The organism is Primorskyibacter flagellatus, assembly GCF_900176485.1.
Lineage (GTDB): Bacteria > Pseudomonadota > Alphaproteobacteria > Rhodobacterales > Rhodobacteraceae > Primorskyibacter > Primorskyibacter flagellatus.
The window spans coordinates 1-1,365 of sequence record NZ_FWYD01000064.1 but is presented as its reverse complement, the minus strand read 5'-3'; the positions used below and the strand labels follow the sequence as shown (position 1 = coordinate 1,365).

Here is a 1,365-nt window from a genome sequence, read left to right as displayed (position 1 = left end):
AAAAATACCTCTCCGAGATCGAGGAGCACCTGGCCAGAACAGGCGTCTCGCAGGACGACATCATCAAGCTGGTGGCCATCGCGCTGTCCAGCATCGGCAGATTCGACATGCCAGACAAGGAATGGATTGCCACACGAAAGGCAGCCAAGGGCGCACTTGTCCGCTACGCCATCCCGCAAGCGTTCGTCGACGCCTATAATCGAAAATTCAACCCTCTCGGCGTGAAGCCACAGACCCACCCCTACTATGCCTGGGCAGCGCAAAACGAGGACACCGTGTACCCGAAGATCCTCGACAGGTTGAAAAGCATCTGAACCAGCCCGCCTGAGGCAGTCGCGCGACACGCAAGGCGGAGCAAGGAACGCTGCCAGGGCGCCCTTGCCGCTTCACCGCAATTCCCTCAGCACCAAGGACCGGCCAGTACCGCAGGGGCCGCATCTGCAATGGGGAGCGAGCTTTGCAGTAATGCCGGTGCGTTGCGCCCACCGCGATAATCACCGCCCCATGACAACGGATTTTCTTGTTCAGCTTGCGTGCCTGACCGGCTTGCCAGATATCGTAAAACTCGGTAGTCTATTGGAGCACCAAGGAGTCTGCCATGAGCGTTCAAAAGCAATCTGTCAGTTTCACCGATACCGCCTACACCTTTGCAAGGGAACTGGTCGAAGCTGGCGAGTACCCCAATATGAGTGCGGCGGTTTCGGGTGAATTGGCTAAGGCCAAGGCAGAGCGAGATCGTGAACAGTCTTTGCTCGAAGCAGAATTGGAACGCCGCATGGCCCTGCCTCTCGATCAATGGGAACCTGTCGGCAAAGCGACCGACGTCACTGCAGGCGCACGGGCTCGTCTTGCCGCGGTGGCTCAAAAGACCTGATGCGTTTTGTCAGGCATCCGTTCTTCGAACGGGACCTTGTCGGTATCGTTGATCATATTGTCGAGGTCACCGATGGTGACGTTGCCGCAGCGGGTCGGCGACTTGATGAAGTAGATGCGCTCCTGGAAACGATCGCTTCAAATCCAAATTCAGGCGTCCGGCTGACCGGCAGGCTGGACGGATGGCTCGTACGCCACGGGGGCGTTGGCCACCGACTGACCATCGTATTCAAACCGGACATAGATGCCGAGATCATATATCTTGCGCTTGTCGCCTTCGGCGGCAGAGATTGGATGAAGTTGGCATCAGCAAGACAGATATTCGCGGACTAATTTCAGAACCGAGCTTTATACAAAAACCTGGATCTGACCTTCGCTGCATTCGACCTGAATAAGAAGTTCAGGCTGAACAACCTGATCCGCCGAAGAGATAGGAAGTTGACGGCCTTCGGGATGAATGCGGCGCACAACGCCGCCATGATGAGGGCCCAA

General features: G+C 56.7%; 3 protein-coding genes. All 3 read left to right on the top strand.

Annotated elements, in window-relative coordinates; genetic code table 11:
* Positions 1-314 (top strand): hypothetical protein (locus B8991_RS21665; RefSeq protein WP_179141579.1); only part of this gene is annotated, 314 nt, incomplete at its 5' end.
* Between the two features lie 284 nt (positions 315-598).
* A complete protein-coding gene (locus B8991_RS20930) occupies positions 599-874 on the top strand; it encodes a hypothetical protein (RefSeq protein WP_084355213.1) in 276 nt (91 codons plus the stop codon).
* Positions 874-1,206: a hypothetical protein gene (locus B8991_RS21815; protein WP_084355212.1), complete on the top strand. Its 333-nt coding sequence runs from the start codon at positions 874-876 to the stop codon at positions 1,204-1,206. The genes B8991_RS20930 and B8991_RS21815 overlap by 1 nt, the downstream gene beginning before the upstream one ends.
* Positions 1,207-1,365: the final 159 nt, after the last annotated feature.